Annotated in this window: 26 protein-coding genes; 12 read left to right on the plus strand and 14 right to left on the minus strand. The window is 63.5% G+C overall.

Going from position 1 to position 24129, the window contains the following annotated elements:
* Positions 1-9: 9 nt before the first annotated feature.
* Together hutI and AC1RDJ_RS01485 are read left to right on the plus strand one after the other, a co-directional pair.
* The gene (hutI, locus tag AC1RDJ_RS01480; RefSeq protein WP_493026302.1) at positions 10-1236 is read left to right on the plus strand and encodes an imidazolonepropionase; all 1227 of its coding nucleotides are present in this window, start codon (positions 10-12) and stop codon (positions 1234-1236) included.
* 44 nt (positions 1237-1280) lie between these two features.
* Positions 1281-2762, plus strand: a complete 1482-nt coding sequence (locus tag AC1RDJ_RS01485; RefSeq protein ID WP_493026556.1) for a glycine betaine ABC transporter substrate-binding protein — start codon at positions 1281-1283, stop codon at positions 2760-2762.
* Positions 2763-2773: 11 nt separating this feature from the next.
* On the opposite strand, the gene AC1RDJ_RS01490 is transcribed toward AC1RDJ_RS01485, so the two are convergent.
* From AC1RDJ_RS01490 to AC1RDJ_RS01505, 4 genes are all read right to left on the minus strand, one after another.
* A complete protein-coding gene (locus AC1RDJ_RS01490; RefSeq protein WP_034746290.1) occupies positions 2774-2953 on the minus strand; it encodes a hypothetical protein in 180 nt (59 codons plus the stop codon).
* 64 nt (positions 2954-3017) lie between these two features.
* On the minus strand, positions 3018-3293 hold the full coding sequence (locus AC1RDJ_RS01495; RefSeq protein WP_493026303.1) for a hypothetical protein: 276 nt from the start codon (positions 3291-3293) through the stop codon (positions 3018-3020).
* Between the two features lie 236 nt (positions 3294-3529).
* Positions 3530-4039 carry a GNAT family N-acetyltransferase gene (locus AC1RDJ_RS01500; RefSeq protein ID WP_071321905.1) on the minus strand — a complete coding sequence of 170 codons (510 nt, stop codon included), beginning with the start codon at positions 4037-4039 and terminating at the stop codon, positions 3530-3532.
* Positions 4036-4980 (minus strand): DMT family transporter, encoded by a 945-nt coding sequence (locus AC1RDJ_RS01505; protein ID WP_289884726.1) that lies wholly within the window; start codon positions 4978-4980, stop codon positions 4036-4038. Before AC1RDJ_RS01505 ends, AC1RDJ_RS01500 begins: the two co-directional genes overlap by 4 nt.
* A 181-nt stretch (positions 4981-5161) precedes the next feature.
* Between AC1RDJ_RS01505 and AC1RDJ_RS01510 the strand changes: the two genes are divergently transcribed.
* The gene (locus AC1RDJ_RS01510; protein WP_257786873.1) at positions 5162-5293 is read left to right on the plus strand and encodes a hypothetical protein; all 132 of its coding nucleotides are present in this window, start codon (positions 5162-5164) and stop codon (positions 5291-5293) included.
* 21 nt (positions 5294-5314) lie between these two features.
* Here AC1RDJ_RS01510 and AC1RDJ_RS01515 read toward each other — a convergent pair whose 3' ends face one another.
* Positions 5315-5764 carry an outer membrane lipoprotein gene (locus tag AC1RDJ_RS01515; RefSeq protein WP_071321907.1) on the minus strand — a complete coding sequence of 150 codons (450 nt, stop codon included), beginning with the start codon at positions 5762-5764 and terminating at the stop codon, positions 5315-5317.
* Positions 5765-5918: 154 nt separating this feature from the next.
* Positions 5919-6347, minus strand: a complete 429-nt coding sequence (locus AC1RDJ_RS01520) for an Mpo1 family 2-hydroxy fatty acid dioxygenase (protein WP_493026304.1) — start codon at positions 6345-6347, stop codon at positions 5919-5921.
* Positions 6348-6497: 150 nt separating this feature from the next.
* Here AC1RDJ_RS01520 and AC1RDJ_RS01525 point away from each other — a divergent pair, with 150 nt between their 5' ends.
* A complete protein-coding gene (locus AC1RDJ_RS01525; RefSeq protein WP_493026305.1) occupies positions 6498-7376 on the plus strand; it encodes a hypothetical protein in 879 nt (292 codons plus the stop codon).
* Positions 7377-7409: 33 nt separating this feature from the next.
* Positions 7410-7943, plus strand: coding sequence for a DNA-deoxyinosine glycosylase (locus AC1RDJ_RS01530; RefSeq protein WP_493026306.1), 534 nt, complete (start codon positions 7410-7412; stop codon positions 7941-7943).
* 14 nt (positions 7944-7957) lie between these two features.
* On the opposite strand, the gene AC1RDJ_RS01535 is transcribed toward AC1RDJ_RS01530, so the two are convergent.
* The 3 genes from AC1RDJ_RS01535 to AC1RDJ_RS01545 all read right to left on the minus strand — a co-directional run bounded on the left by AC1RDJ_RS01535 (position 7958) and on the right by AC1RDJ_RS01545 (position 10904).
* Positions 7958-8614, minus strand: coding sequence for a DUF2306 domain-containing protein (locus tag AC1RDJ_RS01535; RefSeq protein WP_493026307.1), 657 nt, complete (start codon positions 8612-8614; stop codon positions 7958-7960).
* Between the two features lie 104 nt (positions 8615-8718).
* The gene (locus AC1RDJ_RS01540; RefSeq protein WP_071326193.1) at positions 8719-9927 is read right to left on the minus strand and encodes a hypothetical protein; all 1209 of its coding nucleotides are present in this window, start codon (positions 9925-9927) and stop codon (positions 8719-8721) included.
* Positions 9928-10037: 110 nt separating this feature from the next.
* Positions 10038-10904 (minus strand): HDOD domain-containing protein, encoded by an 867-nt coding sequence (locus tag AC1RDJ_RS01545; protein WP_071326194.1) that lies wholly within the window; start codon positions 10902-10904, stop codon positions 10038-10040.
* A 274-nt stretch (positions 10905-11178) separates the two neighbouring features.
* Between AC1RDJ_RS01545 and AC1RDJ_RS01550 the strand changes: the two genes are divergently transcribed.
* Complete coding sequence (locus tag AC1RDJ_RS01550) at positions 11179-11757, plus strand: DNA-3-methyladenine glycosylase (protein ID WP_493026308.1); 579 nt, start codon at positions 11179-11181, stop codon at positions 11755-11757.
* Between the two features lie 15 nt (positions 11758-11772).
* Here AC1RDJ_RS01550 and AC1RDJ_RS01555 read toward each other — a convergent pair whose 3' ends face one another.
* Positions 11773-13476, minus strand: a complete 1704-nt coding sequence (locus AC1RDJ_RS01555) for a methyl-accepting chemotaxis protein (protein ID WP_493026309.1) — start codon at positions 13474-13476, stop codon at positions 11773-11775.
* A 75-nt stretch (positions 13477-13551) separates the two neighbouring features.
* The gene (locus AC1RDJ_RS01560) at positions 13552-14010 is read right to left on the minus strand and encodes a cache domain-containing protein (protein ID WP_071321914.1); all 459 of its coding nucleotides are present in this window, start codon (positions 14008-14010) and stop codon (positions 13552-13554) included.
* Between the two features lie 281 nt (positions 14011-14291).
* Between AC1RDJ_RS01560 and AC1RDJ_RS01565 the strand changes: the two genes are divergently transcribed.
* The 6 genes from AC1RDJ_RS01565 to AC1RDJ_RS01590 all read left to right on the plus strand — a co-directional run bounded on the left by AC1RDJ_RS01565 (position 14292) and on the right by AC1RDJ_RS01590 (position 22052).
* On the plus strand, positions 14292-15668 hold the full coding sequence (locus tag AC1RDJ_RS01565; protein WP_083411591.1) for a KamA family radical SAM protein: 1377 nt from the start codon (positions 14292-14294) through the stop codon (positions 15666-15668).
* 2 nt (positions 15669-15670) lie between these two features.
* A complete protein-coding gene (locus tag AC1RDJ_RS01570) occupies positions 15671-17005 on the plus strand; it encodes an MFS transporter (protein WP_493026310.1) in 1335 nt (444 codons plus the stop codon).
* A 129-nt stretch (positions 17006-17134) separates the two neighbouring features.
* Positions 17135-18865 (plus strand): serine hydrolase domain-containing protein, encoded by a 1731-nt coding sequence (locus AC1RDJ_RS01575; RefSeq protein ID WP_493026311.1) that lies wholly within the window; start codon positions 17135-17137, stop codon positions 18863-18865.
* 110 nt (positions 18866-18975) lie between these two features.
* The gene (locus AC1RDJ_RS01580; protein WP_071321916.1) at positions 18976-19824 is read left to right on the plus strand and encodes a fumarylacetoacetate hydrolase family protein; all 849 of its coding nucleotides are present in this window, start codon (positions 18976-18978) and stop codon (positions 19822-19824) included.
* A complete protein-coding gene (locus AC1RDJ_RS01585) occupies positions 19824-20390 on the plus strand; it encodes a carboxymuconolactone decarboxylase family protein (protein ID WP_493026312.1) in 567 nt (188 codons plus the stop codon). The genes AC1RDJ_RS01580 and AC1RDJ_RS01585 overlap by 1 nt, the downstream gene beginning before the upstream one ends.
* Positions 20391-20483: 93 nt before the next feature.
* The gene (locus tag AC1RDJ_RS01590) at positions 20484-22052 is read left to right on the plus strand and encodes a S1C family serine protease (protein ID WP_493026313.1); all 1569 of its coding nucleotides are present in this window, start codon (positions 20484-20486) and stop codon (positions 22050-22052) included.
* Between the two features lie 54 nt (positions 22053-22106).
* Here AC1RDJ_RS01590 and AC1RDJ_RS01595 read toward each other — a convergent pair whose 3' ends face one another.
* The 3 genes from AC1RDJ_RS01595 to yjgA all read right to left on the minus strand — a co-directional run bounded on the left by AC1RDJ_RS01595 (position 22107) and on the right by yjgA (position 24093).
* Positions 22107-22775, minus strand: a complete 669-nt coding sequence (locus tag AC1RDJ_RS01595; protein ID WP_493026314.1) for an alpha/beta hydrolase — start codon at positions 22773-22775, stop codon at positions 22107-22109.
* Positions 22772-23404 (minus strand): molybdopterin adenylyltransferase, encoded by a 633-nt coding sequence (gene mog / locus AC1RDJ_RS01600; protein WP_071321921.1) that lies wholly within the window; start codon positions 23402-23404, stop codon positions 22772-22774. Before mog ends, AC1RDJ_RS01595 begins: the two co-directional genes overlap by 4 nt.
* A gap of 89 nt (positions 23405-23493) precedes the next feature.
* Positions 23494-24093, minus strand: a complete 600-nt coding sequence (gene yjgA / locus AC1RDJ_RS01605) for a ribosome biogenesis factor YjgA (RefSeq protein ID WP_071321922.1) — start codon at positions 24091-24093, stop codon at positions 23494-23496.
* Between the last annotated feature and the right edge of the window lie 36 nt (positions 24094-24129).

Raw genomic sequence — 24129 nt, forward strand, 5'->3', positions numbered from 1 at the left:
AAAACACCGATGCAAGACTGGGATCTGGTCATCCACAACGTCCACCTGGCCACCATGGAGCAGGGTTACGGCGAACTGCTCGACGCGGCCATCGCCGTCAAGGATGGCCGCATCGCCTGGTTCGGCCCCGGCGACGAACTGCCGGCCAGCGGCGCGCCCCTGTTCGACGGCCAGGGCTGCTGGCTGACGCCGGGCCTGATCGACTGCCATACGCACATCGTCCACGCGGGCAACCGCAGCGACGAATTCGAGGCGCGCCTGAACGGCGCCAGCTATGAAGACATCAGCCGCGCCGGCGGCGGCATCATGTCCACCGTGCGCGCCACGCGCGCGGCCAGCGACGAGGAATTGCTGCGGCAAAGCCTGCCCCGCGTGCTGGCGCTGCTGGCCGAGGGCGTGACCACGCTGGAGATCAAGTCCGGCTATGGCCTGGCTGCGGACAGCGAGGCGAAGATGCTGCGCGTGGCGCGCCGGATCGGGCAGACTCTGCCAGTCACCGTGCGTACCACGTTTCTTGGCGCGCACGCGCTGCCGCCCGAGTATGCGGGCCAGGCCGATGCGTATATCGACCTGCTGTGCAGGCAGATGCTGCCGGCGCTCGCCGGCGATGGCCTGGTCGACGCCGTCGACGCCTTTTGCGAGCGCATCGGCTTTACGCCGGCGCAAACCGAAACGGTGTTCGAGGCGGCGCGCGCCCTGAATCTACCCGTCAAACTGCATGCGGAGCAGCTGTCCGACCTGGGCGGCGCGGCCCTGGTGGCGCGCTACGGCGGCCTGTCGGCCGACCACCTGGAATTCTTGTCGGACGAGGGCATCGCCGCCATGGCGCGGCACGGCACGGTGGCCGTGCTGCTGCCCGGTGCGTATTACTTTTTGCGCGAGACGCAGCCACCGCCCGTCGCGGGGCTGCGCGCGGCCGGCGTGCCGATGGCCGTGTCCACCGATTGCAACCCGGGCACCTCGCCCATGACATCCCTGCTGCTGGCGATGAACATGGCCTGCACCCTGTGGCGCCTCACGCCGCAGGAAGCGCTGGCCGGCTGCACCATCCACGCGGCGCGCGCGCTGGGCCTGCAGCAGGAAACGGGCAGCCTGGTGGTCGGCAAGCGCGCCGATTTCGCCCTGTGGCGCATCGCGCGCCCGGCCGACTTGGCGTATGCGCTGGGCCTGAACCCGTGCGCCGGCGTGGTGCATGGCGGTGTCTGGCGCATGCCGGTGGTAAGCTTGGCGGATTGATCATTCGTCCGGAGCGCCGCGTGCGTTGCATCTACCTGCTGTTGATGTTTGTTTTCGGCGCCGCGGCGCCCGCGCACGCCATGGACGCCGGCACCCTGAAGGTGGGCTCGAAGCGCTTCACGGAATCGTACATCCTCGGCGAGATCGTCAGGCAGAGCGCCGCGCCGCACGTCGCGGCGCAGCACCGCCAGGGCCTGGGCAACACGGCCATCGTGCTGGCCGCGCTGCAGGCGGGCAGCATCGACGTGTATGCCGAATACATGGGCACCATCGCCAGCGAAATCCTCAAGCACGACAAACCGATCGACCTGGAACAGATGCGGCATGAACTGGCGCCGCTGGGCCTGGGCGTGGCCGTGCCGCTGGGATTCAATAATACCTACGCGTTGGCCGTGCGCGGCGATGAAAAATCCATCGCCAGCCTGGCGCAGCTGGCGCAGCAGCCTGGCCTCAAATTCGGCCTGTCGCATGAATTCATCGGTCGCGTCGATGGCTGGCCGGGCCTGGCCGCGCGCTATGGCTTGCCGCAGCGCCCGCGCGGCCTCGATCACGGCATCGCCTATGAAGCGCTGGCGCAGCGCCAGGTGGACGTGATCGACATCTATTCGACGGATGCGAAGATACGCCAGTACGGCTTGCGCGTGCTGGCCGACACGCAGCACTATTTCCCCCGCTACGACGCCATGCTGCTGTACCGGCTCGACGTGCCGGCGCGCTTTCCCGCCGCCTGGCAGGTGCTGCAAGCGCTGCAGGGGCGCATCAGCGAGAGCGACATGATCGCCATGAACGCGCAAGTGGAAATTGACGGCAAGAGCTTTGCCGGCGTGGCGCGGCAATGGCTGGCGTCGGGCAAGGCGGCAGGCAAGCCGGCTGCCGCCAGCGCCGCGGGCGTGCGCAGCGGGCTGCTGGCGAATATCATCGGCGACGACTTGTGGACCCTGACGCGCCAGCATGTGACCCTGGTCCTGCTGTCGGTGGCGCTGGCGTGCGTGATCGGCATTCCGCTGGGCGTGCTGGCGGCGTTTTCGGCGCCGCTGCGGCAAACGGTGCTGGCGCTCGTCGGCGTGCTGCAGACGGTGCCCTCGCTGGCGCTGCTGGCGATCTTGATCCCCGTGCTGGGCATGATCGGCACCGTGCCGGCGCTGGTGGCGCTATTCGTCTACGCGCTGCTGCCCATCGTGCGCAACACGTGCACGGGCATCCTGCAAGTGCCGCAAGGCTTGCGCATGGCGGCGCTGGCGCTGGGCTTGAGCAAGCGCGACCGCCTGCTGCACGTGGATTTGCCGCTGGCCTTGCCCGTCATGCTGGCAGGCATCAAAACGGCGGCCGTGATGAGCGTGGGCACGGCCACGATTGCCGCCTTCATCGGCGCGGGCGGCTACGGCGAACGCATCACCATCGGCCTGGCCCTGAATGACAACGACATGCTGCTGGCCGGTGCGATTCCCGCAGCCGTGCTTGCCCTGCTGACGCAGGGCTTGTTCGAGCTGGTGGAGCGCTGGGCCGTGGCTGGCCGGCAGCGCTGACGGCATCACGGTTACAGCGAGTGCAGTTTCGAGCGCACCGAGACGACCGCCTGGTGCAGGATGCGTTCGGCCTGGAAGTCGTTCTCGCGCTGTTCGGCGATGGCTTGCAGGTCGCGCGTGTAGCGTTCCAGGCGCGAGCGCAGGTAGGCGCGGTAGATTTTCATGACGAGTGGTTTGGCAGAAACATTCATGATGTGGCTCCCGGGTGCGTAATGATGCGTTCATTTTGTGTGAGCGGAATGCCGCCACTTTGCGTCACATCAAACGCCATGACCCCGTCAAATTGGCGCGTTTGACATTACGCAATGCCCCCAAGGCCGAAGATGCCACACTGAATCTTTCCTGCTTACCCCAGCCAATGTTGCGTAGCAGGTTATCCGCAGATTCGTCTCCCCCTGAAGTGCTTTCAAGGAGTGTCGCATGGTCATTTTTGCCGTGGTTGCTGGCTGCATCGCCTGCCTGACAGTGTACCAAATCTATAAAAAATCGCAGGGAGGAAGTGGGGTTGCGCCACAACATATCGGCTTGCATGGCACATTGATTGAACCACGGAAATAATCAGTGTCATCCGAGCGACATTTGGTTAAGAGATTTAAGTCAAATGTAAGGCCCGGTAAGCAAATGTAAAGGTCGGCGCCGCGACAAGCCGCAGCGATTATATTGATAACCGTTGATTGCATTCTCCCCCTCCCACTTGACAATGGGTTCACCCCGCGGTGCCGCTAGCCCGCGGGGATTTTTTTTGCAGCCTGCGCTTTCAATGCCAATCAGGCCGGTTTCGGCGTTCCTGCCGACAATTGCGTCAAGGCATCGCCAGCAACCCGGCAGATGCGCCAGTCCGGCATCACGTCGGCGCCCATGCCCTTGTAGAAATTGATCGCGTTTTCATTCCAGTCCAGCACCGACCATTCGAAGCGGCCGCAATCGCGTTCGACGGCCAGTTGCGCCAGCGCCACCAGCATCTGCTTGCCATAACCGTTGCCGCGCACCGACTGCTTGACGTACAGGTCTTCCAGGTACAAGCCCTTGCGGCACAGGAAGGTGGAAAAATTATGGAAGAACAGGGCGAAGGTCACCACTTCACCATCTTGCGTGCCGACCAGCGCTTCGCAGGCGGGATGCTGGCCGAACAGGCTGTCGCGCAGCATGGATTCCCTGGCGATCATCATGTGCTCGAGTTTTTCAAACACAGCCAGTTCGTGGATCATGCCGAAGATGGCGGCGACGTCGGCTTCCTGGGCGGGACGGATGGCGAGGGGGGACAGGGAGGAGCTCATGTTGCCTTTGCGGGTGGAGTGGTGGAAATGGCGGATGCCGTAGCGGTCTTGCGCGCGCCCGAGGTCAGGGCCCAGGCCACGCTGGACAGGCACAGGACCATGCCCGCCCATTCGATGGCGGCGGGCCGGTAGTGTTCGAACTGCACCGACAGCAGCACGGAAATGACGGGCGTGACGACGCCGATATACACGGTCTTTTGCGTGCCGATGCGGGCGATCAGCGTGAAATACGCGCTGAAGGCGATCACCGAGCCGAAGATGGCCAGGTAAAACAATCCCATCCAGTAACTGGGGCGCGCGGGCAACTGCCACGACTGGCCCGTGGCGACGGCCCAGACGGCGACCATCAAGGTGCCCCACAGCATGGTCCAGGCCATGGTCAGCATCACGTTGCCCGACTGTTCGCGCACCTTCATGACGAGGGCGTTGCCCACGGTGCTAGAGACGGTGGCCACCAGGGCCAGCATGAAGCCGAGCAGGAAATGGCCATTGCCGCCCCCCACGATGTCTTGCAGTGCGGCGCCGATCGACTGGTAAAACAGCAGCACGATGCCGGCAATGGCGACGAAGGCTGCGCAACACGTGCTCCAGGTGATGGGCGTGCCGAAAACGATGCGGTTGAGCAACGGCGTCCAGAACACCATCAGCGCGAACAGCACGCTGACGAGGGCCGAAACCAGGTATTGCTCGGAGCTGTAAGTGCAGACATAACTGAGGGCAAACGAAGCCAGGCCTTGCAGCAGCATCCATTTTTGCGCGCGCCAGGGCAGGCGCAGGGCGTCGCCGCGCACGGCGCACCACGCGAACAGGGCGGCCGAAGCGAGGCCGAAGCGGTAGACCACGGAGACGGCGGGGGCGACATCGCCCAGCTGCAAGGTAATGGCCCAGAAGGTGGAGCCCCAGATCAGGCAGGCAATGATGAACAGGAGAGGAGAGGACATCGCGCAAGTATACGGGCATCGCGCGGGGATGGCGAGTGCCGGTCGGGCTTGCTTTATGGATAGTGCGGTGCACGCCGGCATTGAGCCAGCGCAGTGCTTTTGGAAAACGTTGAATTTATGAAAATATTCACATTACTATCAAGTAAATATTTTCTCAATTGCATCGTTATGGAGAGACGCCATGCCAGCCTCACTGCAGATCAAAGTATGGAGCGTGCTCGCATATGTCATCGTGACCACCTTGATCGCCGTCTGGCTGCACGAGGGCATGGCGCCCTCATCCCTGCTGATCGCCGCCGGCGCATTCGGCTGAACGCATGCGCCGGCAGGGGGATTAATGCGTGACGCGGGTCTTGCGGCCATCGGACAGCAGGCGCACGCGCTCGCCCGGGCGGAACAGCTCGTCGGCGTCCTGCACGATGGCGCGCATGTCGCCATTGTCCAGGCGCACGGTAATTTCCAGGCCGGCCTTGTTCGAGGCATTCGCTTCGATGCTCTTGCCAGCCATGCCGCCGGCGACCGCGCCGAGGATGCTGGCCGCGATGGCGCCCTTGCCGCCCCCGACCGCCGAGCCGGCCACGCCGCCCAGCGCCGCGCCAGCCAGCACGCCCGTGCCCGTTTCGCCCTTGTCGATGGTTACCTGGCGCACGGATTCAACCGTGCCCATGCGGACCGATTGTTCGTTTTGCGCCTGGCGCGCATTGTAGACATTCGCCGAGTTCGGTTGTACGGCGCAGCCGGCCAGGGTGGCCAGCAATGCCACTGCAATAATTGGTGCTTTCATGTGAAACTCCTTGGACAAAGATGGTGAGCCGATTACGTCGACCGGCCATAAAAATGCTTATTACTTATCATAAGGATACTTTCTTAGGATAACTAGTTGTGAATGGTAATAATCTGTTACTCGGCACCGGTGTTGCGCCCCGATCCTGCGCCTCTCAATATGTGAGCCGCAGGCGCCGGTACAGGAAGCCCAGCACGAACAACGGACCGATCAGCAGGAAGCGCAGGTCGTCGAGGAACGACGGTTTCCTGCCTTCGATCTGGTGACCGATGAACTGGCCTATCCACGCCAGCACGAACACACCCAGCGACAGGGGCAGGATGGTCATGGGCGGCATGGCGAGCAGCAGGCCCAGCATGGCGGCCAGCATCAGCAGCATGCCTGCAGCAAACGGACGCGACAGTTTGTAATAGTAGTATAAGGCGAGAATGCTGCCGAGCAGCGCCACGCTGGCGTGCACGCTCCACAGCAGCCCCAGCAGGCTGAAAACGATCAGCGGCACACACACGATGTGCACCCATTCATTGACGTGGTTGCGGTGGCTGTCGCCATACCGGGCCAGCAGGGTGTCGATGGTGCGCATGGGCGTCTCTCTATGGTGGCGTTCTGGCTGGAAATTCTACACCGGAACACGGCTTGCCGAACGCGGCGGGAAAAGCGGAAGTTGTTAGATTGATAATTTCACGTTATTATTGCCATTTGGAAATATTTCCGTGCATTTCAAAAGGTAGTCGTGACATCACCAGCCAGCCATCCTGATTACCAGCGCTATTCGATGGCGTCCCTGCAGCAAGCGTTGGCCGGACCGGAAGGGACGGATGCGGCGCGGCGCCAGCGGATTGAAATGGAAATTGCCCAGCGCCAGAAGGATGACCTGGAGGCACAGCAGCGCCAGTGGGCGGCGCGGCCGCAGGACAAGCCGCTCGATCCCGCCGCTGCGGCACTGGCGGCAGCGGCTAGGCCCTACTTGCAGTCGGCAGGCTATGTGCTGCTGTTCACGTGGGTAGTGTTGACAGCCAGTGTTTGCTTGGAAATCGTCCTGGCCGATAGCCGGATTTATGTTGTCGGCGGTGTCGAGTTGCTGATCTTTGGCATCTTCTTGTTGCGTTGCAGCCTGCGCGCGGCAAGATGGCTGCGCTGGCTGGCGGTTTTCTGTGTGGTGCCGACCGTGCTGGCGCTCGATTTCCTGTTCCTGCAACCGTGGTCCCTGACGGTGGCCCAATTCAAGCTGGCGCCCGCGTATCGTCTCTGGTCGGTGCTGGAAGTCGTGCTGTCGTTGTGGGTCATCCGCTATCTGTATCGCCAGCTGGGCATGCCTGCCGTGGCGGCCGCTTGCGATGCTAAGGGGTACAAGCGGCGCGACCTGCGCATTCCGGCGCTGCTGGGATTGATTCTCGGCATCGTTGGCGTCGGCGTCAAGCTGGCTGCCTTGCATGGCGATACGGCCTTGCAGGCGCGCGCCATCGTGGCGCAGCGCCATGGACCCGGTTACGGCTACCATGTCAGTGGCGTGGGGCGGAGCGTCACGCCGCAGGGCACATTGCATACGGCGCTGGTGCAGGTGTGGGATGACAAGGGCATCACGCAGGTGCCCGTGCAGTGGCCACAGTAAAATAGGCAACCTCCACCGCACAGGACGCCACTTTTGAGCAGGAATCTACTCCCCGCAGCTGCCTCGCCGGACACGCGCAAGCGCTGTTTCGATCCCGTCGTCGACGCCGATACGCGCTTGCTGCTGCTGGGCAGCCTGCCCGGCGAAAAATCGCTGGCGCACGGCCAGTACTATGCGCATCCGCAAAACAAGTTCTGGATGCTGATGGGCGAGGTGCTGGGCGTGGACTTGACGAGCCTGCCCTATGAGGCGCGCCTGGCCGCCTTGCTGGCGCACGGCGTGGGCCTGTGGGACGTGGTGGCGCAGGCGCAGCGCACGGGCAGCCTGGACAGCAATATCCGTGAGCGCGACGACAATGACCTGCTGGCCCTGGCGGCCAGCCTGCCGCGGCTGCACACCATCGCCTTCAACGGCGGCACGGCCGCGAAGCTGGGCATCAAGGTGCTGGGCGAGCAGGCGCGGCGCTACCGCATCGTCAGCTTGCCGTCCAGCAGTCCGGCCTACACGCTCGCGTATGCGCAGAAATTGCAAGCTTGGCTGATGCTGCGCGGCATCGAGGCCACATAGGGCCACGCCGGCGCTCAGCGCGCGCCAGCCCGCGCTGCTTCCTGCCGGTACTGGCGCCGCCAGAACCAGGCGATGCATAGCAAACCCAGCAAGGATGGCGCCAGCTGCGTCCACGGCTGGCCCACGCGCAGCAGGTTGCCGGCGGCGGCCGACAGCATGGCGAACAGCGAGGCGAGCAGTTTGTAGATGTGTTCGTAGCGCCACAGGACGCCATGCCAGCGGCGGGGAAACAGCCAGCGCGCGCTGTCGTAGACGACGATGGTGGCCAGGCCGCCCAGCGACGACAGCACGACGATGGCTTGCTGCCCGGAAGCGTCCTGCCGCAGGCGCAGCAGGATCAGCAGGCCGGCCGCCAGCGCGGCGGCCGTCATCGCGCCATCGACGGCTTGCGGACCGGCATCGCGCGTGTAGATGGCGCGCCAGCCGCTCAGCAGCTGGTACAGCACCAGCACGGTCAGCACGGCAAACACGGGACGATAGCCAAACAGCACATTGCCGACGGCGGCCGTGGCGCAGACGAGCAAGGTCAGCGACGCAAACTGGCGGCCGTGGCGGCGGTGCGCGGGCGTGCCCTTGGCCATTGCCAGCAGGAACAGTCCCAGTCCGATGGCGGCGCTGCCGGCCAGCACGTGGAGGGCGATATTGATCAGTTGTGGCTGCAGTTGCGGCATGCGCATCTCCGGATGCGGGCCAGGCTGGCGCACGCTTGCGGAGATGGTATCTTGATAATTGCCGCTTGCCAAGACAGCAAACGGCGGCCGGGAGGCGGCAGGACTTAGGCCGGCGCGTACGCCTGCACTTCCAGCGGCTGGCCCTGGGCATCGAACTTCAGCGCCACGGACAAGCTGGTGACGCCGATGGTGGCCAGCGCGTCGCAGATATCGTCGACCTCGTCCTGCAGGTCGGCGGCCAGGTCCAGCGGCTTGTCCGCGCTGTGCAGCACGTCGCCGCCTGCCGTGTAGACATTCACGCGCAACAGCATCTCGCCATGCTCGTCGGCCGGACCGACGACGACCGAGACGTCGCCGGCGGCCACGCCGTTTTCCGCCAGCGCATGGTTGATGCCCGACATCATTTGCAGCATCGCATATTCGCTCATGCCTTGTTCCTTGCCGCCATGGAACAGATCCTGGTACAGGAAGCTCGCTTCCAGTCCTGCGCCGGCCGGCGCCAGGCAGCGCTTGACGAGCGCGCCCACTTCCGTCGTCCACTGCTGGTAGCGCGCCATGCGGGCGTCGAACCAGGCGTCGAGCGCCGCTTCATCCTTCGGCTCCACATAGAACGGGTCGTCCACGCGCTTCAGGGCAAAGCCCAGCAGGAAGCGCAGTTCGACGGCCGTATCCTGCGGGCCGAAGGCCGTTTCGCTCCAGCCGACGATGCTGCGCTCCAGGCCCGGCGTGGCCGCGATTTTCTTGTCCGTCATCGACGAATAGGCGTCGCGCACCATTTCGTGCAAATGGCTGTAGGTGATGCGGTCGATCTCGTCGAGGTCGTAGGCATGGCTCATCAGGACCACCTTGGCTTTCGGGCTTTCCAGTCCTGCTTGCTGAAAACTTTTCACCAGCGCTTCAAACGCTTCCTGGTCCTGGAAGCTGTCCGCTTCGCGCAGGCCGCCCGTGCTTTGCACGAGCAGGGGCACGACGAAGGCGTTGATTTCCATGGTCGGCGCATTGTCGCGGCGGATCAGCACGATGGAGGCGGCTTCCTCGATATGGCTGCGCAAGTACTGGTAGGCGCCCACGTCTTCGTACTTGGCCCGCTCGATGGCGTCGTACAGCACTTCATCTTTCTTCTGGTTCAAGGCCTTGCGGATGATGCGGCCGAACTCGACGGCTTGCTCGGCCAGCACCGTGCCCTGCGATTCGCTGTCTTCCTGTTCCGCCAGGTTCAGGGCCATCGTGCACAGCATGCGCGTGACGGACTCGTCCTTGTCTTCAGGCGTGTTGGCGGATTTACGGGGGACAGGGCGCTTATTTTTGGGCATGGCGATCAAATGGTTAGAGGACTACGGTCAGGCAAACGGAAGCGGGCGCCGCCGGCGATGCCGGCTGGCGCCCGGTGACATGATACAGGCGGCAGCGGCCGCCCGATACATCAATGGTCGGTATCGAACATCTCGTGCAGTTCGTCGAGCAGGTCGGCGGCTTCTTCCTGCGACAAGCCAAGATGCTGGCAAGCAAGTTCGCCGCCCTTGTCCCACTCGAGCGAGGTGCTGTTGCCATGGTAGCGCTGAATGCCCTTTTCGGCCAGCAGCGACAGGGCGACGAGCGAACGGATGGCGTCATCCGTGGACGGGTCGGCCAGCACCGCGTAATCGTGGTGGTGCAGGATGGCCCAGGACACATCGGATGACAGGCCCCAGTTACGTGCCAGCAAGCAACCGATGGCCGCATGGTTGGTCTGGTGGCGCGCATCTTCCACGCTGGTAAAGCAATTGTGCGCGTCATTCGCCGCCGCCGCATAGGTGTTGACGTAGTCGGGGAAGCGGTTCATCAGCAGGGGCACGCCGATATCGCAGAACAGGCCGAACGTGTGGGCGATGTCGGGCGGGGCGATGCGCAGCTTGCGCGAGGCAAACACCACGGCGCGCGCGCGCTTGGCCGACACGTCCCAGAAGTGGGTCAGTTCCACGCCTTCCGCTTCCAGCGCCTGGCGCGCCAGCAAGCCCGTCATCATGGCGCTGCACTGGTTGATGCCGAGGAAATTGATGCCTTGCTCGACGGACTTGGCCTTGCGCGCGGCGCCATAGAACGGCGAGTTGGCCAGTTTCAACAGGGCGCCCGACATGCCGACGTCGTCGGCGATGATGCGCGCGATGCGGCGCGGCGACGGATCGTCTTCGGCCAGTTCGCGCTGCAGGTCGACCAGCAGGCTGGGGCGCGGCGGGATACGGATGGAACGCATCAAGGCGTCAACCGGATCATCGTGCACTACCTGCTTTTGCGCTGCCGCTCTCATCATCATTGTCTTGCCCGGTGGTTATCTGGTGGCGCTGCCGCTGCCCGCTGCATGAGCGTCTGGCGCAGTGCCCGACGATTATCGCTGTTTATGCATGGCAATAGTTCATCTCTGCAATATTTTGTCGACAAAATCCCCATTTTTTCCTTGCCAGAGGCGGATGCGGGCCGTTTTGCGACGCCGCCGCGCCGCATTTGCATGATTAAAAAATCAAGATGGTTTTGTTTTCAAGGCTGGGCGATACGTGCGACGGCATGCGCGGCGCTACAATTGCTGTATGAAAAACATCCTTGCGGGTATCGATTTTGCGGACGACTCTTGCCATGTGGCGCGCCAGCTGATCGGCGTGACCGTGCTCGTCGATGGCGTGGGCGGGCGCATCGTGGAAACGGAAGCGTATGACCGGCTGGATCCGGCATCGCACACGTATGGCGGCTTGACGCAGCGTAATGCCGCCATGTTCGGTCCGCCCGCGCACGCCTATGTGTACCGCTCGTATGGCATCCACTGGTGCCTGAACTTTGTCTGCCGCGAGCCGGGCCATGGGGCGGGCGTGCTGATACGCGCGCTCGAACCCGTGGCGGGGCTCGATGCCATGCGCGCGCGGCGCGGCGTCGACGAGGCGCGGCTGCTGTGTTCGGGGCCGGGCAAGGTATGCCAGGCGCTGGGCGTCACGCATCTGCACAACCGGCTGGCGCTGGAGGCGCCGCCGTTCATGCTGCTGGCGCGCGAGGAGGATGCGCTGGTGCTGGCCGGCCCGCGCATCGGCATTTCCAAGGCGATGGACACGCCGTGGCGCTTTGCCCTGGCCGGTTCGCGCTACCTGAGCAAACCGATGCGCATGCCCGTGGACTAGGCTGGATGCCCGGATTCAGGCGCCGCGCCGGCGTGGCGGCCTGGGCCTGGCGCCGGCCGCACCGGCCCCGGACTTGCCGCGTAGCGGGCTGTGCAGTGCACGCCGTTCCTGGCCAGCCGTCCTGGCGGGGTCCTGGAAGGCGTCTTCGGCCGTGCCTTGTGTGGCCGGCGTGGCGGGATCGAGGGTAAACACGCTGACGGCCGCCGACAGCTTGACGGCCTGATCCTGCAGGCTGGCCGCCGCGGCCGCGGCTTGCTCGACCAGCGCCGCATTTTGCTGCGTGACATCATCCATTTGCGCGACGGCCTGGTTCACTTCCGTGATGCCCGAAGCCTGCTCGGCGCTGGCCTGTTTCACGCGCTGGATGATCTCGTTGACTTGCTGCACCGAGGCGACGATGGCGCTCATGCGCTCGCCCGCCTGCTGCACGGCGACGCTGCCGCCATCGATCGTGGTGACGGAGGTGGCGATCAGGGTCTTGATTTCCCTGGCGGCCTGCGCCGAGCGGTGCGCCAGCGTGCGCACCTCGGATGCGACGACGGCAAAGCCGCGGCCCTGTTCGCCCGCGCGCGCCGCTTCCACCGCCGCATTCAGGGCGAGGATGTTGGTCTGGAAGGAAATCCCATCGATCACGCCGATAATATCCACGATCTGGCGCGAATTGGCGCGGATGGTCGTCATCGTCGTCACTGCCTGCTGCATCGCCGTGCCCCCTTGCACGGCCAGGCTCGACGCTTGCGCCGCCAGGTCGCAAGCCAGCTGGGCGTTGTTGGCATTGTCGTTGACGGCTTCCGTCAGGGTTTCCATGGCGCTCGACGTTTCTTCCAGCGAACTGGCCTGCATTTCCGTGCGGGCCGACAGGTCCAGGTTGCCGGTGGCAATTTCGCGCGAGGCCGTATCGATCGATTGCACGGCGTCCATGATGGTGCGCAAGGTCTGGTTCAGGTTGGCGATGGTCTGGTCCAGCACGCGCGAGGTGTCGGCGATCTCGTCGTTGCCCGGCTTGGGGGCGCCGGCGATCAGCTTGCCGGCGGCCAGGTCTTGCACGGCGTCGGCGATGCCGCGTATCTCCACCAGCATGGCGCGCCGCACCAGCATGGTCACAACGATGGAAACGAGGATGGACAGCAGGACGGTCAGCAGCAGGCTCCAGCCCAGGCTGCGAAATTCCGCGCTGGCCGTCGCATGGGCCTGGCTGCTGAGCGTCGTTTCCAGCGCCGACAGCTGCGCCAGCTGGGCATTGAAGCGCACGAACTGGGTTTCCGCCTTGAGCATGGAGTTGGTGGCGATCGACTGGTCCATCTGCGCCATTTCCATGGTTTCCAGCACCGCCTTGCGGTAGCCGGCCAGCGCGGTGATGGCCGCATCGAGCAGTGTCAGTTCGGTGCCCGTGGACGTCGCGCGCAGCGTCGCCAGCTGGGTGCCGATGCTGGCGTGGCGCGCCTTGATCTGCTGTTCCAATGCATCAATGCGGGCCTTGGCGAAGCTGCCGTTGGTCCACGACAGCAACTGGTACATATTGCCATGCACATGCTTGGCCTCGCCGGCCACGTCGGAAGCGGCTTTCAGATGCGTGATGCGTACCTGCACCATGTTTTCCAGCGAGGCATTTTGCCGCACCATGCCATACCAGGCGCCGGCGGAGCTGAGTATCAGCAGCAGCAAGACCAGAGCGGGCGCCAGCAATAATTTTGGTCCGATGCGTAGTGTATTGAGCATGCTTGACTCCTGGCTGTTCCAACCGCAAGCGGCGCCGCGGCAGGCGAGCGCCCGCCGCGCACGGCAGCGGCTGTCTTACTTTTTGTAGATGCCCGCTTCCAGCACCACATCGTTGACGCGCAGGATATACGTGGTCTTCGGCTCGATCTTGCCGCTGGTGGGGTTCTTGTACTGGTAGTCGACCCAGCCCTTGCCTTGCTTTTGCGCCAGCTCGATGATTTCACGGCGATATTTCTTGCCATTCGCGTCGGGCACATCCGTCAAGTCCTTGCCCACGATGGAGGGGTTGATCGGGTGGGCCAGCACGATGCCCGTCTTGATGTCGCGCATGTCCACATACAGCGAGCCTTGCACGAAGTCGGGGTCTTTCGCCGTGATTTTCTTCATCATTTCTTCCTTGCCATGCGCCTTCATGAAGGCGGCTCCCCGTTCGGCCATGGCGATCGCATCTTTTTCCGTCGGTTCTACCGCGGCGCTGACGCTGGCGCCGGCAAATGCCAGGCACAGCAGACTACCCGTGAATAAGCGTTTCATGAAGACTCCTTGTGATATCGAGGGATGTGTTGCCAAGTCGTAATTTACGTCGCCATGGCCCACATTAAATTGCGATGGAACAAACTAAGGTGTTGCCGCATGGCAGTTGGTGGCTTATCGGCAAGCTTGTTGATTTTTGGCAATTTGGTTCCAGGTAGCAAGAATTATGATGACTTTCACAGCATGCCGGTGTCAGGCGGCAGGCGTGAAAACAGGTTGAATTGGCTGACGTAGGGCTGATTTCATGGAAGTTATCGCTATTTACTGGTAAGGAGCCGACCGTGGCCGCATTCATCACCGAACCGTTTTCACCCAAGTTCAAGCCCTATACGCGGCAATCCATCCAGCAAGCACGGCAGTGGTCCTGGTTGCCGGAAGAGCAGCGCGAAGCCGTGCAAGTGGTGTCGCATGTGTTGCCATTTCGCACCAATGAATATGTGCTCGATCAATTGATCGACTGGAACAATATTCCTGACGATCCCATCTACCGGCTCGTCTTCCCGCACCGCGACATGCTGCCGCCCGAGCAGTACGCGCATTTGCGCGACCTCGTGCTGGTGCAGCGGGACAAGGCGGCTATTGATGCCTATGTGCATGGTTTGCGGCTGGGCATGAATCCGCATCCGGCCGGGCAGATGACGCATAACGTGCCCCGGGTCAACGATGCACCCGTGCGTGGCTTGCAGCATAAATATGCGCAAACCGTGCTGTTTTTCCCCAGCGCGGGCCAGACGTGCCATGCGTATTGCACCTTCTGCTTCCGCTGGCCCCAGTTCGTCGGCATGGACGACATGAAATTCGATGCGCGCGAATCGCATGAGCTGGCTGCCTACCTGAAGCTGCATCCGGAAGTGACGGACGTGCTGATCACGGGCGGCGATCCGATGATCATGAATACGCGGCAACTGGCCGCCTACCTGGAGCCGCTGCTGGACCCGGCCCTGGAACATATCCAGAACATACGCATCGGCACCAAGGCGGTGGCGTATTGGCCGCAGCGCTTTGTGTCCGACCGCGATGCCGATGATTTGCTGCGGCTGTTCGAACGCATCGTCAAGGCCGGCAAGAACCTGGCCGTGATGGGCCATTACAGCCACGCCGTCGAGTTGCGCCAGGACATCGCGCAGCAAGCCGTGAAGCGCATCGTGTCCACGGGCGCCACCTTGCGCATGCAGGGGCCGCTGATCCGGCATATCAATGAAGACCCGAAAAGCTGGGCCGAACTGTGGCAGACGGGCACGCGCCTGGGCGCGGTTCCGTACTACATGTTTGTCGAGCGCGACACGGGCCCGCGCGGCTATTTCGAGTTGCCGCTAGCCAAGGCGCACGAGATTTTCCAGGCCGCCTACCAGATGGTATCGGGCCTGTCGCGCACGGTGCGGGGACCGTCCATGAGCGCGTTTCCCGGCAAGATCGTCATCGATGGCGTGGTCACCATCAATGGCGAGAAACTGTTTGCCCTGCAATTTTTGCAGGCACGTAATCCCGACTGGGTACGCCGGCCGTTTTATGCGAAGTTCGATGCGGAAGCGACGTGGATGGACCATTTGAAACCCGCGTTCGGCCAGGAAAAATTCTTCTTTGAAACAGATGCGAATGGTAACGATCCTGTGCCGCAGTTTCCGCACAAAATCATCCGCCTGGCGCAGGCCGCCTGAGCATGCATGGCGCGGGCACGCCATCGCGCTCCGGCGTGGCCGTGTTTTGCCTCGTGTTCCTGCCATTTGCTCTCGGTCATTACCTGTCTTGCCTGCTGCGCGGCGTCAATGCCGTGCTGATGACGGAACTGCTGGCTTCCGTCGCCCTGACGCCAGCACAGCTGGGCTTGCTGACCAGCGCCTTCTTCCTGGCGTTTGCGCTTGTGCAATTGCCGGTTGGCATGGCGCTGGACCGCCACGGCCCCCGCGCGGTCCAAGTGTGGCTGCTGGCGCTGGCGGCCGTGGGCGTATGGCTGTTCAGCCGGGGCCACAGTTTTGCCGAGCTGATGTGGGCGCGCGCCATCATGGGCGCCGGGCTGGGCGGCTGCTTCATGGCGGCCGTGAAAGCGATCTCGTGCGCCATCGCGCCGGCGCGCCTGCCGTCCGTGCATGGTTACCTGATCGCCGTGGGCGGCCTGGGCGCGGCCACGGCCACCATGCCCGTCAAGCTGGCGCTGCACTACACGGACTGGCGCGGCGTCTTCCTGGGCCTGGCGCTGGCGGCGCTGGCCATCGGCTGCCTGATCCGCCTGCTGTCGCCGGCTCTGCCCGCGCCCGCCGCTGCCGCCAGCAAGGCTGGCAAGGCTGGCAAGGTCAGTGTCTGGAGCGTGTACCGCGACGCGGCTTTCCGCCGCACCATCGCGCTGATCCTGCTGCCGCACACGGTGTTCTTCGGCGTGCAAGGCTTGTGGATAGGCCGCTGGCTGGCCGACGTGGGCGGCTTGTCCGACGATAACGTGGCGTATCTGCTGTACCTGGGCATGGCGGCCGTCATCTTCGGCGCCATCGGCATGGGCATGCTGACGGAATGGGCGGCGCGGCGCGGCATCACGCCGATGCGGCTGGCGGCCGCGGGCATCGCCCTGTTTATCGCCGTGCAACTGGGCATGGCGTGCAATAGCGTGCCCAGCCTGCCTTTGCTGTCCGTGCTGTTTACCCTGCTGGGCACGGTGACGGGCCTCGAGTATGCGATCGTCGCGCAAAGCATGCCGGCCAGCTTGACGGGCAGGGCGGCCACCTGCCTGAACCTGCTGATCTTCACGGGTGCCTTCCTGGTGCAGGCCGGCTTTGGCCTGATCCTCGGCTGCTGGCCCCTGAACAGCCAGCAGCAATATCCGCCGCAGGCCTACCAGGTGGCGTTTGGCGTGTTGGCGGCCCTGCAGCTGCCGGGACTGGCGCTGTTTCTCATCCGCCATGGCAGGACGGCTTGCATGGCGCCAGCGGCGAACGGCGAGCCAGGCTGTGCAAGGTCTTCATTGCGAAAATCCGGACAGGGCAACGCCGCGCCTGACCGATGAGGGCGGCAGCGTCGCAAGGTGAACCCGGCCTGGCAGCATCGACTCGTCATGGAGAAAAAATTTGCTTTTTTGATACTTGAATAATATACACTCCTCGCTACCGACTATTTCCATGGGGAAATTCAAGACATGAAGGCACTTTGCTATCTCGCGATCGTCTCGCCTTTGCTGGCCCTGCAACCGCCTGTTAGGGGCAAGCCGCCGGCGGCATCGGCCACGCAGGCCGCCACCAGGGAGCAGCAGGTGGACGCCCTGTTTGCAAAATGGAACCGGGCCGATACGCCGGGCGCCGCGGTGATGGTCGTGAAGGATGGCCAGCGCGTCTACCGGGGCAGCTTCGGCATGGCCGACATCGAGCAGAACCGTCCGATCACGCCGTCGACCAGCTTCCACGTTGCCTCGCTGTCGAAGCAATTCACGGCGTTCGCCATCCTGCTGCTGGCGCAAGACGGCAAGCTGTCGCTCGACGATGACGTGCGCAAGCATGTGCCCGCGCTGCCGGACTTTGGCCAGACCATCCGCATCCGTCACCTGCTGACCCACACCAGCGGCTTGCGCGACCAGTGGAATCTGCTGGCGATGGCCGGATGGCGCATGGACGACGTCATCACGGACGACGACGTGCTGCGCCTGGTGCGCCGCCAGCGCGCGCTCAATTTCGTGCCGGGCAGCGACTTCGCGTACAACAACACGGGCTACACGCTGCTGGCCGCCATCGTGCGCAAGGTATCGGGCCAGCCGCTGGCCGCGTTTGCGCGGGAGCGCATCTTCGATCCGCTTGGCATGCGGCACACTTTTTTCCACGAGCAATATGCCACCCTGGTCGCGGGCCGCGCGCAGTCTTACCAGCCGGCGCCGCAGGGCGGCTACAGCCGGATCGCCCTGTCGTACTCCACGGTCGGCCCGACCAGCCTGGTCACGACCGCGGACGATCTGCTGCTGTGGGCGAATAATTTCAACGATGCCCGCGTCGGCGGTCCTGCGTTGCTGGCCCGGATGCAGACGTCGGCCACCTTCAACGATGGCAAGGCCACCGGCTATGGCGGCGGTCTCGACATCGGCGCGTACCGCGGCCTGAAAACCATCGACCACAGCGGCGCGGACGCGGGCTTTCGCAGTTATCTGGTTCGCTTTCCCGACCAGCAACTGACGGTCATCATCATGGGCAATGGCGCCGACGTGCAGGCAAGCCGGCTGGGCCAGCGCATCGCCGACATTTATCTCGATGGCCAGCTGCAACCCTTGTCCAAGCCTATGCCCGACTATTCGGACGGCGTGCAGGTGCCGCTCGCGCCCGCTCGCCTGGATGCCCTGCTCGGCACCTACGCGCTGGAAAACGGTTCGGCCATCACTTTCGCCAGGGAAGACGAGCAGTTGCTGGGCTGGACGGCGGGTGACGACAAGATGCCGTTCTACCCGGCGGGCGAGCGTGAATTCTTTGTCAAGCTGAGCAACGCCAGCTTTCGCTTCGATGCGCCGGACGCGGCGGGCGTCATCGGTGGCGGCACCTGGCTGCGCAACGCGCGCGCCATCCGCGCCAAACGCATGGCGCCGGCGCGGCTGCCGGATGCCGCGCTGCAGCCCTTGCTGGGGGAATACTACAGCGATGAACTGCATGCGCTGTACACGGTGACGGCGCAGGAGGGCAGCGTCGTGCTGGGTTTTTCGCGGGGCGACATCGCCCTGGCGCCATTCGGAAAAAACAGCTTCGTGGGGCCCTGGCCATTCGGTCTCGTGAGCTTCCAATGCCTGGCCGCCAGCGATTGCACGGGTTTCACGGTGACGGAAAGCCGCGCCAGCGACGTGCAATTTACCCGCGTCGCCTTGCCCGGCTTGCGCGGGAGCACGGCCACGCCCTGACGGTGGATGGCCGCACCTTGCGCTGTTTTTCATCGGCCGCCACAGGCGTGCCGGGCCATCCGGTAAAATGGCTGCCTGCACAGCGGCAATGATTAACTCCAAGGAAGACTATGAAACTCGTTCGTTATGGACGTCCAGGCAAGGAAAAACCGGGCCTGATCGATGAAGAAGGCAAACTGCGCGACCTGTCCGGCGTGATCGTCGATATTGACGGCGCGCAACTGTCCGACAAGGCCCTGCGCAAGCTGGCCAAGCTCGACGAAAAGACGCTGCCCCTGGTGCGCGGCAACCCGCGCTTCGGCGTGCCGCTGGCCAAGGTCGGCAAATTCATCGGCATCGGCCTCAATTACGCGGACCACGCGGCCGAAGCGGGCATGCCGATCCCGGCCGAACCGATCGTCTTCATGAAGGCGATCAGCTGCCTGAATGGCCCGGACGACAATGTCGTGTTGCCGAAAGGCTCGAAAAAGACGGATTGGGAAGTCGAGCTGGGCGTGGTCATCGGCACGCGTGCGCAATACGTGAGCGAAGACGATGCGCTGAAATATGTGGCCGGCTACTGTGTCGTCAATGACATTTCCGAGCGCTCGTTCCAGCTGGAACGGGGCGGCCAGTGGGACAAGGGCAAGGGCTGCGACACCTTCGGTCCCGTCGGCCCATGGCTGGTGACGCGCGATGAAGTCATCGACGAGCAGGACCTGGACCTGTACCTGGAAGTCAACGGCAAGCGCATGCAGACCGGCAATACGCAAACCATGATCTTCACGGTGGCGCAGATCGTCAGCTACCTGTCGCAATTCATGACCCTGGAACCGGGCGACATCATCGCCACGGGCACGCCGCCGGGCGTGGGCCAGGGCCGCAAGCCGCAGCGCTTCCTGAAAAAAGGCGACAGCCTGCGCCTCGGCATCGCCGGCCTCGGCGAGCAGCAGCAGGACGTGGTCGCCTGGACCGCCTGATGGCCGGTAGCGATATCGACCGCTTGCCGCCGCTGCCGCCGGACCAGCTGGACCGGCAGCAGCGCGCCGCCGCGCAAGCCATCATCGATGGCCCGCGCGGTGCCCTGTACGGCCCCTTCGTGCCGCTGATCCGCAGCCCCGAGCTGATGGAAACGGCGCAGCGCATGGGCGAGTACCTGCGCTACCGCAGCGCCATCGGCACGCGGCTGTCGGAACTGGCGATCCTCGTGACGGCGCGCCAGTGGGACCAGCAGGTCGAGTGGGCCATCCACGCGCCGCTGGCCGTGCAGAATGGCATCGCGCAAGCGGCCGTGGACGCCATCGCCGCGCGCCGCGCGCCCCCTGCCCTGAAAGAGGACGAGCAAGCCGTGCATGACTTCTGCATCGAGTTGCAGCAGAACAAGCGGGTCGGCGATGCCACGTATGCGCGCGCGCTGGCCCTGTTTGGCGAGCACGGCGTGGTCGACTTGATGGGCATCAATGGCTACTACACCCTGTTGGCCATGGTCATGAATGGCGCGCAGACGGCCGTGCCGGCATTGGGCGTGCCGCCGTTGCCGGCCTGATTGGCGCGGTTTTTGTGGAAGATGGACAAATTGTAATAATATTGCCGTTATTCAATATATAATTTTGCTTCCCTTCCATTGCGAAAAAGCTCAATGAAAACTCGTCCGTGCTCCACCCTGATGGGCCGCGCCTGCCTGGCGCTGGCCCTTTCTTTTTGCCCATTGATGATGGTCAATGCCGTCGCGGCGGAAACCAGCGCCGCGCCCAGCGCTTCCGCGCTGGAAAACTCCGTCGTCAAGGTGTTTTCCACCCTGCGCCGGCCCGACCCGTACAAGCCCTGGAGCAAGGCCGCGCCCCAGGATGTGACGGGCTCCGGCGTCGTCATCGATGGCCGCCGCATCCTGACCAACGCGCATGTGGTCGGCTACGCGAGCCAGGTGCAGGTGCAGGCCAACGGTTCCGGCGACAAGATACCGGCCACCGTGCTGGCCATTTCGCGCGGCATGGATCTGGCCTTGCTGAAACTCGACGATGACAGTTTTTTCGACAGCCACAAGCCGGCGCCGCGCGCCAATGTCTTGCCCGACGTGCGCGATGCCGTGCTCGCGTATGGCTACCCGCTGGGCGGCACCTCGCTGTCGATCACCAAGGGCATCGTCTCGCGCATCGAGTTCGTGCCCTACCGCTTTCCCGCGTCCGGCCTGCGCATCCAGATCGATGCGGCCATCAACCCGGGCAATAGCGGCGGCCCCGTGATTGCCGGCGACAAGATGATCGGCCTGGCCTTTGCGGGCGCGCAAAATGCGCAAAACATCGGCTACATCATTCCGAATGAAGAAATCGAACTGTTCCTGCGCGAGCAGGCGGCGGGCAAGACGGACAAGGATGGCGAAGGCAAGCCGGCCATGTTTGACGTGACGCAAACACTGGAAAATCCCGCCTTGCGCAGCCTGCTCAAACTGGGCAAGAATGTGGAAGGCGTGGTGGTCATGTCGCCGCTGAAAAAAGATGCCGGCTATCCGCTGAAAGAGTGGGACGTCATCACGCACATCGGCGACTCGGCCATCGACAACCAGGGCATGGTCAAGCTCAATGCCAACAGCCGCGTGCGCTTCCAGTACCGCGTGCAGCAAGTGGCGAGCCATGGCGCGGTGCCGCTGACGCTGGTGCGCAATGGCGCCGTCATGAAGGTCAGCCTGCCCGTGTCGGCGCAGCGTCCCATGCTGATCGGCGACTTGCAGGGCGATTACCCTTCGTATTTCATCTATGGCCCCATCGTCTTTTCGCGCGGCACGGCTGAATTCCTCGCCTCGGCCAGCAGCAATGCGACGACGCTGGCCGCCATGAGTTTTTATGGCAATCCGCTGGTGACGCGGCGCGGCGATGCGCCCGATGCGGCGCGCGAGGAACTGGTGGTGATCGCCGCGCCGTTTTTCCCGCACAAGCTGATGACGGGCTACAGCAATCGCTTTGGCGCCGTGGTGCAATCGATCAATGGCGTGCCCGTGCGCAGCCTGGCGCACCTGGTGACCTTGCTGCGCGACCAGACCGATGAGTTACTGACGATACGCTTCGACCAGCACGGCGGCGAAACCATCGTCGTGCCGCGCAAGGAGATGCTGGCGGCGACGGAATCGGTATTGACGGACAACGGCATCCGCTCGGAAGCGTCGCCCGACATGCTGAAAATCTGGCAAGAAAAAACGCCGGCAGGCAAATAAGCCTCCGGCGTCCGTGATACTGGAAGGCATGGCGCACGCCATGCCTGTTTGACCTTAAGCCACTACTTTTTTCAGCCACGCGCCGATGGCGTCGATCTCTTCCTGGCACAGCGAATGCTGCATCCGGTATTCATGCCATTCCACCTTGTAACCCATGCCGGTCAGCAAGTCGCGCGACTGTTGTGCGCGGCCCAGCGGCACCACGGGGTCGTCCGTGCCATGCGCCATGAAGATCGGTGTTTCCAGGCTGGCCGGCGTGCGTTCGGCAGCCGTCTTGTCGGCCAGCGGCAGGTAGCCGGACAGGCACATCAGGCCGGCCAGCGGCTCCGCGTGGCGCAAGCCCGTCTGCAGGGTCATGGCGCAGCCTTGCGAGAAGCCGGCCAGGATGATGCGGCTGGCGGGGATGCCGCGTGCCTTTTCGCGCGCGATCAGCGCCTCGATCTGCGTCTGCGAGGCGCGCAGGCCGGCTTCATCCTCGCGACGCACCAGGTCGTTGACGAGGATGTCGTACCAGGCGCGCATCACATAGCCGTTGTTGATGGTGACGGGCATGGTGCCGGCGCTGGGGAAAATGAAGCGGGTGGCGGGGCAGCCGCGCAAGTCGAGTTCTTTCACCAGGGGCACGAAGTCGTTGCCGTCGGCGCCCAGGCCGTGCATCCAGATGATGGAAACGGTGGGGTGCGGTGCGCTGTCGAGTTCTATGGTTTCCAGCAAGGTGCTCATGTATTTTCCTCAGGTAAAGGTTGCGCCGGACGCAGCGCTGATTTGGGACGGAAGGCCTTGCAGATGGCCGTGTCGGTTTCCATGTAGGGGCCACCGATGAGGTCGATGCAATACGGCACGGCGGCAAAGATGCCGTTTACCAATTGATTTCCATCAACATCCTTCAAGCCTTCCAGGGTTTCCTTGATGGCTTTCGGCTGGCCCGGCAAGTTCATGATCAGGGCGGCGCGCTCGGGCGTCTCGCGGATCACGGCCACCTGGCGCGACAAAATGGCCGTCGGCACGAAGCGCAGGCTGATCTGGCGCATCTGTTCGCCGAAACCAGGCATTTCCTTGGTTCCCACGGCCAGGGTCGCGTCCGGCGTCACATCGCGCCGCGCCGGGCCCGTGCCGCCCGTCGTCAGGATCAGGTGGCAATGGTTCAGGTCGACCATGTCGATCAGGGTGTTTTCAATCTGCGAGCGGTCGTCCGGAATCAGCCGCTTTTCCAGACGGAACGGCGTGCGGATGGCGGCCGAGAGCCAACTTTCCAGGGCAGGGATGCCCTGGTCTTCATACACGCCGCCGCTGGCGCGGTCCGAGATCGACACGAGGCCGATAATCAATTCGTCTTCGATGGTGGTGGGCATCTTGCACCTATAGAGTCTGGAGTGGCGTAAAAACAATAAAACCGGGATTATCCCGGTTTTTTGTCCATCCCTGCGTTTCGGACGGCCGATTATTCGTCGTCTTCTTGCTCAACGCCATCTTCGTCAGCATCATCCTTGCCGCCGTTTTGCTTCTTGGCGATCTGTTTCAGGATCTGGAAGATTTCGCGGTAGGCTTTTGGCGGCTTGTTCTCGGCCTGCTCCTTGCGGGCATTGCGGATCAGGGTGCGCAAATGCTGCACGTCCAGTTCCGGGTTTTCCGACAGCAAGACGGTCAGGGCTTTGTCATCCGTCAAGAGCTTGTCGCGGCGGCGTTCCATCGCGTGCATGGCGGCCGTGTCGGCTTTCGACAAGCCTTTCCAGCTATCGATGGTGCGTTGGATGGCGGCAACTTCTTCCTCATCCAGGGTGCGCATCTTCTTGCCCACGTATTGCAGCTGGCGGCGGCGGCCTTCGTGATCCTTGATCAACTGGCATTCGAGGATGGCGTCGCGTACGTCTTCCGGCATCGGGACGCGCTTGACGCGGTCGCGTGCTTCATTGACGAGTTCTTCGCCCAGCTTTTGCAGGACGGTCATCTGGCGCTTGAGTTCCGATTTCGACGGACGTTCATATTCCTGTTCGAATTCGGACGATTGGAAGCCGCAAGCTCCCCGGTTTGGATTTGGCATGATATATAAGGCGGGAGAGGACTTGTGGACCGCTCC

The sequence above is a fragment of the Janthinobacterium sp. GW822-FHT07H10 genome (assembly GCF_058798675.1).